At 69.2% G+C, this 7,558-nt stretch carries 3 protein-coding genes and 1 pseudogene; 1 reads left to right on the top strand and 3 read right to left on the bottom strand.

Annotated features, from left to right (window positions below; all coding sequences use genetic code 11):
- Window positions 1-283 precede the first annotated feature (283 nt).
- Window positions 284-4,945, top strand: coding sequence for an ATP-binding protein (locus VR44_RS31120; RefSeq protein WP_169791062.1), 4,662 nt, complete (start codon window positions 284-286; stop codon window positions 4,943-4,945).
- A gap of 103 nt (window positions 4,946-5,048) precedes the next feature.
- On the opposite strand, the gene VR44_RS31115 is transcribed toward VR44_RS31120, so the two are convergent.
- The 3 genes and pseudogenes from VR44_RS31115 to VR44_RS31105 form a co-directional block, all read right to left on the bottom strand.
- Complete coding sequence (locus VR44_RS31115; RefSeq protein WP_342669413.1) at window positions 5,049-5,735, bottom strand: hypothetical protein; 687 nt, start codon at window positions 5,733-5,735, stop codon at window positions 5,049-5,051.
- Window positions 5,736-6,185: 450 nt separating this feature from the next.
- Window positions 6,186-6,575, bottom strand: a complete 390-nt coding sequence (locus tag VR44_RS47800; RefSeq protein WP_245692593.1) for a S1 RNA-binding domain-containing protein — start codon at window positions 6,573-6,575, stop codon at window positions 6,186-6,188.
- A gap of 343 nt (window positions 6,576-6,918) precedes the next feature.
- Window positions 6,919-7,403 (bottom strand): annotated as a pseudogene (locus VR44_RS31105) (hypothetical protein).
- Between the last annotated feature and the right edge of the window lie 155 nt (window positions 7,404-7,558).

The raw sequence follows: 7,558 nt of genomic DNA, 5'->3' as shown, positions 1-7,558 counted from the left end.
TTTGTCCGCGGACAAAAGCCGGGCGAAGGACCGGGCTGGATACCAGGCCGGTCTGACAACGGCGGGGCGACGGGGACGAGTTTGCGCCGCCTTCGACATACCGCCCGCACGTTGTTTCACCCCTCCCCCACTCATGTCACCGGCACTACAGGATCCCGCCGACCGGGGCGAGCCCCTGCGGAACCGCAGCAACATGGCCGGATGACGCTCGCCCGGTGATCGGTATCCGTCCCGGGCCGCAGGCTTGTCAGCACCACAGGACAGCCAGGGGAGGAATTCGGACGTGGACGCTCTCGCAGCAGCGGTACACATGATGCTGGAAGACCCGCACACGCACACGACGGTGGAGGTGTCCACGCTCGCGGATGCCGCACGCATCGTCCGGCTCCTCGACGAAGGGCTGCGTGGTGGCCTCGGGGTGCACCGCATGGTGGCCGAGGGCGCACGGCGTGGAGCCGGGGCCTTCTCGGCCGATCCGCTCCAGGTGCTCTCCGAGTTCGTCCAGAACTCAGACGACGCGGGGGCCGGCCAGCTGCGCATCATGCTGCGGTCCGACGAGCTGCTGATCGCCCACGACGGGGCGGGCTTGCACGCGGCAGATCTCCTTCTTCTGGGGATGCCCTGGCTCAGTGGCAAGGAGGGCGATGCCACTGCCACCGGCCGCTTCGGCATCGGCCTCTCCACCCTCCGTGCCCTCACCACGGTGTGGGAAGTGCACTGCCACCCCTTCCACGTGCGCTTCTCCGGAAACAGCCTGGAACCCGTGTCCCCGCCGAAGTTCCCGGCCGGGATCTGCGGACCTGAGTGGACGGTCTTCCGTATCCCCATGACCGTGCACACCGTGACACCACCGGAGCTCTTCACCTGGTTCGAGCAGTGGAGCGATGCCTCCCTGCTGTTCCTGCGCGACCTTCGCCGTATCGAGGTGACCGCTGGCGAGCTCAGCACCGTGCTGACGCTGTCCTGGGAGGACGTCGCACTGCAACGGCTCCTGGTCGACGGCGCCGAGCAAGAGGTGAAAGTGCAACACGCCCGGGCGACGGACGGATCAGTGTGGCGGGTGTACACCGCTCACGTACCGCCACACGCCGACTGGAAGCGCAGCGACAAGGCATTGGGCACGACGGTGCCGGTGGGGGTCGCGCTCCCCCTGGCGCAGGGCATGGGGGGCAGTGTCCATGCCGGTCTGCCCGTGGCCGCGCTGGAAGTCGCCACCCGCGTCCACAGCCAGTTCGACCCGGTGGCCAACCGTGAGGGTTTCACGAGCAGCCACCTCAACGCGCAACTCGTGCCGGTCATCGCCGACCTGTGGGCAGCCGGCGTACGCGACGTCCTGGAAGGGGTGGACCCCACGGCATGGCACCTGATTCCGCTGCCCCGCGCGGCCGGCTCCAGCGATCCGAACGTATTGCAAAGCCGGATCCACGCCGAGCTGCTCGACCGCGCCCGGCAGTCACTCGCCGTCGAACTCACCGTGAGCGTCCCCGGAGGCCGCAAGCCCGCCCCGCTGAAGGAGTTCGCGGTCGAGGAGGCCGCATTGTCAGGGGTGCTCGACGGCAGTGACATCGCCCGCCTGGGCCAGGCTCCCCACGCCCTCCCCGAAGCGGTCCGCGACAGCGGCGGCCGCTGGCGTCGGGTACTCGCGGACTGGCGTACCGCTGCGGCCGCTGGCCTGCGGCCCGAGGTACGCGTCCGGGACGCACTCTGCCTGTTCTCCGACGACAGGCGGCAGGACGTCGCGCGACTGGTGCGACTCACCGCTGTCGCCCTCGAAAACGGCCATGAGCACGAGCTGACCGGCAGGGCCTGCGTGGTCGCCGCGGACGGGCGTCGACTGCGACCCGACCCCAGCCAGAACACGTTCGCCGACGTAGCCGGCGAGACCACCGGCGCGTTGGACGTGCTCGGCATCGTCCATGACCTGCATCCCGCCTACGCGGAGGACAACGGCTCGTCGACCGCGGTCACGGCTTGGCTACGTCGCCTGAACTGCTTGGTGCGCCGGGAGGACACACCGGCCGTGCTGAGGATCGTCGCCCGCCTCGGCAGGACCGGCGGGACGCTCCCCCACGCCGACGAGGCGACGGATGCCGCCCGCCTCATGGCACTCCAGCGGGCGCTCGGTGAGATGCCCAAGGCCCAGCGCAACTCGCTGGGGCCGGGCATCGGGCGGACCATCCACCTCGACGGCTTCACCTACAAGCCGGACGGGACTGAACAGGCCCGCCGCGTGAAGCCCGGCGCCGCCTATCTCCCCCAGGCGCTGGAGACCGCCGACGGAGACCGGTTCGAGGTCGCGGCACGCAGAACGCCCGGCTTGGTATGGGTACGCCGCTCGTACGCGCGGTCGCTGCTCTCCGCAGCTCAGGCAGGCGGTCTGAGTCGAACAGGCTTTCTGCGGCTGCTGGGAGTGGCGGACTCCCCCAGGCTCACGCCAGTGAACGCCTCCCTTCACCAGGCATACATCAAGACGTATCCGAATGATCCACGCCTTGGCCTCGCGCGGGACTGCATGTGGTTCGTGTCAGGCCGATGGAGCCAGATGTGGAACAACGAAGCCAACTACACGCTGGACGACCTGATCAGCAGTGATCTCGAGGCCGTGATCAGGAACATCACCTCGGAAAAGGACCTGGACGAGCGGCGACGCCGCACGTCTGCCCTGCTGCGCACGCTCCTCGCACCTCTCACCAGTTCCGACGAGGCCGTCGTCTCGATGGCCCGGGGTCGTCGCAAGTGGACCGAGAGGGGCGTCACGGCTGCCATGTGGGTGTGGAAGCTCCGGCAGACCCCCTGGCTGGAAGACAGCCGGGGACGCCTGCGGAACCCGGCCGACCTCACCTTGCGCACGCAGGACACGGAGGCCCTCTACGGAACGGAGGATCCCGACTACCTGCACCCGGCCATCCACGAGGCGCTGGCCACCCGCACCGAGGTGCTCACCGCTCTCGGGGTCTCCGGTGACCCCGACGTACCGCGCTTGATGGAGCGGCTGCGCGAGCTGCGCGAGCGCCGTACCGACGACCACACCGATGTACCGGACAGTCTCAGGGCGGAGGCCCTGCTGGTCTACCGGTCCCTTGCCCGACGTCTGACGCACCGGCCCGAAGGCACACCCCAGTCAGCGGTGGAGAAGGAGATCCGCTACGAGTTCCTGAACGAGGACCTCGTACTGACCGACCAGGGCTGGAAGCGATCCGGTGAATGCTTCAGGGGCTCCGCGATCCTCCGGGGCTTTCGTCCCTTCGCCCTGACCGGATCGGACGTCGCGTCCCTGTGGAAGGTGCTGGGCATCCCCGAGCCCGGCGCCGATGAACTCATCGACGTACTGAAGGAGATCTCCGCGACGGGCACTGCCCCCGGTCCCGAGCACGAGCAGGTCATGCTCCACGCCCTGCGCCGCCTGCGGGACCTGACCTCCTCCGATGACGCGCCGATCGCCTTGGGCCTGCAGAACAGGCTTCGCACCCTTCCGTTGTGGACGACGAAAGGCTGGGCCAAGGGCAGGGACCGGGCGGCGTTCGCCGTGGCCGACTCCGCAATCGCACGGGCCTTGGCGGACCACCTGCCCCTGTGGAAGCCAGGCGGAAACGTCCAGCAGTTCGCCGACTTGTTCAAGCTCTTGCGGGTCACTCCACTGGATGCCGTGAACGCGGAAGTCCTGTGCGAGACCGAGAGACAGGACGGTGTGGCGGGCTTCGGGCTCAAGGGGCCCGCCGACATGACCCTCACGGAGGACTTCAGGCGGGGAATCACCGCACTCCAAGACCTCCTGGTACGCGACGAACCCGAGACGGCGGAGGCGTTCACCGGCTGGAGCTGGCTGGCCGCCCTGGAGGTCCGGCTCCTCCCCGACCTGCGGATCCGTTTTGCGCCCGGCGGCGCGTACGAGCCGATCGAGCTCCCTGTCGACGCGCACATCGACCGCAGCCGCAACACGCTCCTTCTGAGCTCGTACACGGCACTGACCACCAAGGCTGGCGCGGGGGCGGCCATCGCCGCCCACTTCGAGGAAAGCCGAACGCGCGTGGGCCACGGCTGGCGGGACGTGTGGGAGGACGGCTTGACGGAATCCGCCACCGCGACCGCACTCACCTCCGCCGCACAGCGGGACCGGGAGGATCAGCAACGTCTCACCGAGGAACTTCACCGCCGCGCGCGGCTCGCTCCCGCTGCGGCCCTTCCGTCACGGAAGCTGCCCGCTCAGCGGGGCTCCGGCACACCGCGCGTCTCACCCGCGTCCGCCACTGGCCCCGCACCCGTGCCCGGTGGTGGCCCCGCACCCGTGCCCGGTGGTGGTCCTGCCGGTGGTCCGTCGCCCAGCGCCCAAGCCGGTCCGCAGCCGGCACCGCACCCGCGCCCCCTGGTGGACTCGGCCACCTTCAACGCGCTGCCTGGCAAGGTCTCCCGTACCGGAACCGCACCGGGCAGTACCCCTGCCTGCCCGGGAGGAGCGGCGGCGCCCCCTCGCCTCCCCCGCGTAGCCCCGCTCACCCACCCGAGGCCCGGCGGGGCGCCGCCCCGCAACCAGGACTCACCGCTCGATTACACGGACCACGACAAGGAAGAGCTCGTCCTCGACGCCCTCGGCCGCATCCTTGAGGAGAAGGGCGTCGAACTGTCGGACCAGCGAGGTGCAGCGGGCGTAGGTGCCGACGCGTACGACTCGACCGGGCGCTACTACGAGATCAAGGCTCACGGACGTGCTGTCCCCAGTGAGCTGAACCTGACGCGCTCGGAGTTCATCAGGGCGTGGTCGGAGGGCGAGAACTACACCCTCGTGATCGCCTCGCACCTCGAGGAGGGCGCTGGCAGGCCCACCCTGCGCCTGGTGAACGACCCCTTGAAGCGCTTCGAGTTCGAGCCTCCGACGGATGTTCGACTCAAGGGTGTCCGGGACATGTCGGTGGAGTCGACCGTGTACGAGTGGCCGGCCACGGACTGACCCTGCGTCCGCCCCACCCTCACGGGTCCTGATGAGGAGTTCGGAGGTGCCCCGACTTTTGTCCGAGGACAAAAGTCGGGGAGCACGAAACCACCGAGGTACGTCAGGAGAGTACCCATCGAGGTGGGTGTCCCGGGTCGGTCGGGCAGGTGAAGACGTGGAGGTCGCGGTCGCGGCCGAAGCGGAGTCGGGTGGGCTGGGTGACGGACTGGCCGCCCTGGATCGAGGCCATCCCCTGCAGCGACGGATCGCGGTCTTCGAGCGGCATCCAGCTGTGCGAGCCGGAGTCCATCTCATAGCCCTCGGCTGTCAGCAGGAGCCGCATCGGGTCCGCACAGGACGTGCACGTGATGTCCATCGGGCCCGTAGACGCCCAGCTGGGGAAGCCACCGACCCTCCAGCCGGGTGGGATCGAGAGGTCGCCCTGGTAGCTGGGGGCGTCGCGGCCGGCTTCCGCCGTCTGGGCATCCTCCCAGGCGTCGATGCGGGCGATCAGTGCAGCCGGCAGTGTGTCGTCCTCCGCCCACGGATAGGTCTCCACCTGTTCGGGGTGCAGGACACAGGGTTCGGGGAGTTCGTGCTCCCGGGGGAGCAACGGCACTTCGGGCGCGGCAGTGAGGAAGCGGTCCGCGCTCTCGGTCTGTGAGGCCTGCCGCCACCGCAGGAGGTACCGGCGCTCCAGGTACGGGCCGTGGGTGAGCGGACAGCGGAGAAGCTGCACCAGGTCAGCGCCGCCGGGACCGGCGGCCAGGCCGGGAACGTCCCGGCCGAAGAACTGTGCGAGCGCCACGAAGGGCACCGGCCCACCCGTCCAAGGGCTGCCGGCGCCTGGCCACGGCTGGCTCCGCGGCCAGGCGCCCACGGCCCGGGCGGCGCGGATCTCGTCCGGTGCGTACCCTTCGGTCTCGGGCATGTGGGGCTCGCGGCAGACCGGCCACGGCTCGTCCCCCGGCCACAGCAATGGCCCGCCGACATGGCTGTCGTGCCGCCCCGGCCGGCCGGGCCTCGGGTGCAGACGCGTGGTCCGCCCTCGGTACGCCGCGAGCTCGGGGAACACGGCCTCCACCTCAACCGGCCTGGCCGGCGTCGTCCTGGTCATACGCGGAACGTACGCGGCAGGGAGCGCCCCACGCGAACGGGTTACCTCGAACCCCTCCGCTGACGCTGCGCTGCACCTGCCCGTTCACGAACATCGCCTGTTCCGGCTTCCCGCTTCCGGCGGCGTTGTGCGAGATGGGCTTCAAGGGCGGACTGTTGTCCGCGGACAACAGTCCGGCGCTCGCCACTCTCGGCCGGTGGGCCAGCCGGTGGGGGCATTCGGTCGTGAGGGAATGCCGCGTCCCGCGAGGAAGAACCCGCCGCCCCCTACATGGCGTTCGGAGCGCGTAGGGCCTGACGCCGGGAGAGGGAAAGTCTCCGGCGGCTCCTGTCCACTGCCGTGACGACGACCGGTGATCTCGTCGCCGAGCTGGACGACGTCCGACGGATCCTCGACAGGCGTCCAGGCGATCTCCGACACGTGAACCAGCCCTTCGATGCCACGGGCTACCTGGACGAAGGCCCCGAAGGGAACCAGCTTGGTGACGGTTCCAGGCAGCCTCTGCCCAGGCTCCGTGGCATCGGCGAACATCTGGAACAGGTCGGGCTGTGGGTGGCTTTCAAGGACAGCCGCGCTTCCCAGAGCCAGGTGTCGCACTGGAGGAACTCGCACAGAAGGCGCTGCCCTACCTGGACGATGGCGGTACCGGTGTCGCAGCGTTGCCGTGACAGGCCGGCGTAGGAGATGAACCCCACTCCTGGGTAGACCGGATGAGCGGGACCGTCGCCCAGTGCCACAAAGACACCGAACATCGGGCCGTTTCACCAGGGCCGCTTGAGCAGTCTCAGGCTGCATCGACGACGCTTGGAGTTACCCCGGCACCCCGGACCTGCTACGGCACGGACCGTCCGATGACCGCAGCCGGCAGCCGGGGTCATGTGTCCGGCCGATCAGCCAGCAGAACGACCCGCTGGACCCCGGTGTCAAAACCGAGCACGGGGCGGCCGTAGTCACCTTGCGGATCCATCAGGACCGGCTTGCCCAGACGCCGCCCAATCTCCCCAAAGAAGCCGCAAAGCACATCAAGCCGCTCCTGACCCTGCAACTCCCGCAAGTCGACGTCGAAGTCGATGACCTCGTCCTCAAGAAAACGGAAGATCGCCAGCACGTCGTCAGTCGGCCAGACCCGCAAGGTCGGGCACTCCGCATCCACCGGGCGGGACAACACGGCTTCTGCCCGAGGCACCGGCAGCACCGTCTCTCCCTCGGAGTACTGGTACTTCCAGCCCCGCTCTTCGACGAGGTCGAGGACAGCCTGCCAGTCCTCCACCGAGCAACCCGGAACACGCACGTCCGGCAGCGCCCCCATCAGATCCGGGTCGAAGAAACCGCTCACTCATCCCACAGCAGATCAGCCACACCGCTATGCTGCCCGGCTCCTCCAGCCACCACAGCACCGTTTTCCCTTGCCTGGAGAGACTGGGCCCTTCCCGTCCGGCGTTTTCCGGTCCGCACAGAGCTGCGTGGCGTCGGCGACCGCACCGCCCCGTCCTCGCGACGACGCAGGCGGTGTC

The organism is Streptomyces katrae, from assembly GCF_000966975.1.
Taxonomy (GTDB): domain Bacteria; phylum Actinomycetota; class Actinomycetes; order Streptomycetales; family Streptomycetaceae; genus Streptomyces; species Streptomyces katrae.
The sequence above is the reverse complement of the archived record's forward strand: the minus strand, read 5'-3'. Positions and strand labels throughout refer to the sequence as shown.

Excerpts from the sequence above, each read along its gene's own strand:
- VR44_RS47800 (WP_245692593.1), bottom strand. The coding sequence starts at position 6,575 with ATGTTCGCCGATGCCACGGAGCCTGGGCAGAGGCTGCCTGGAACCGTC.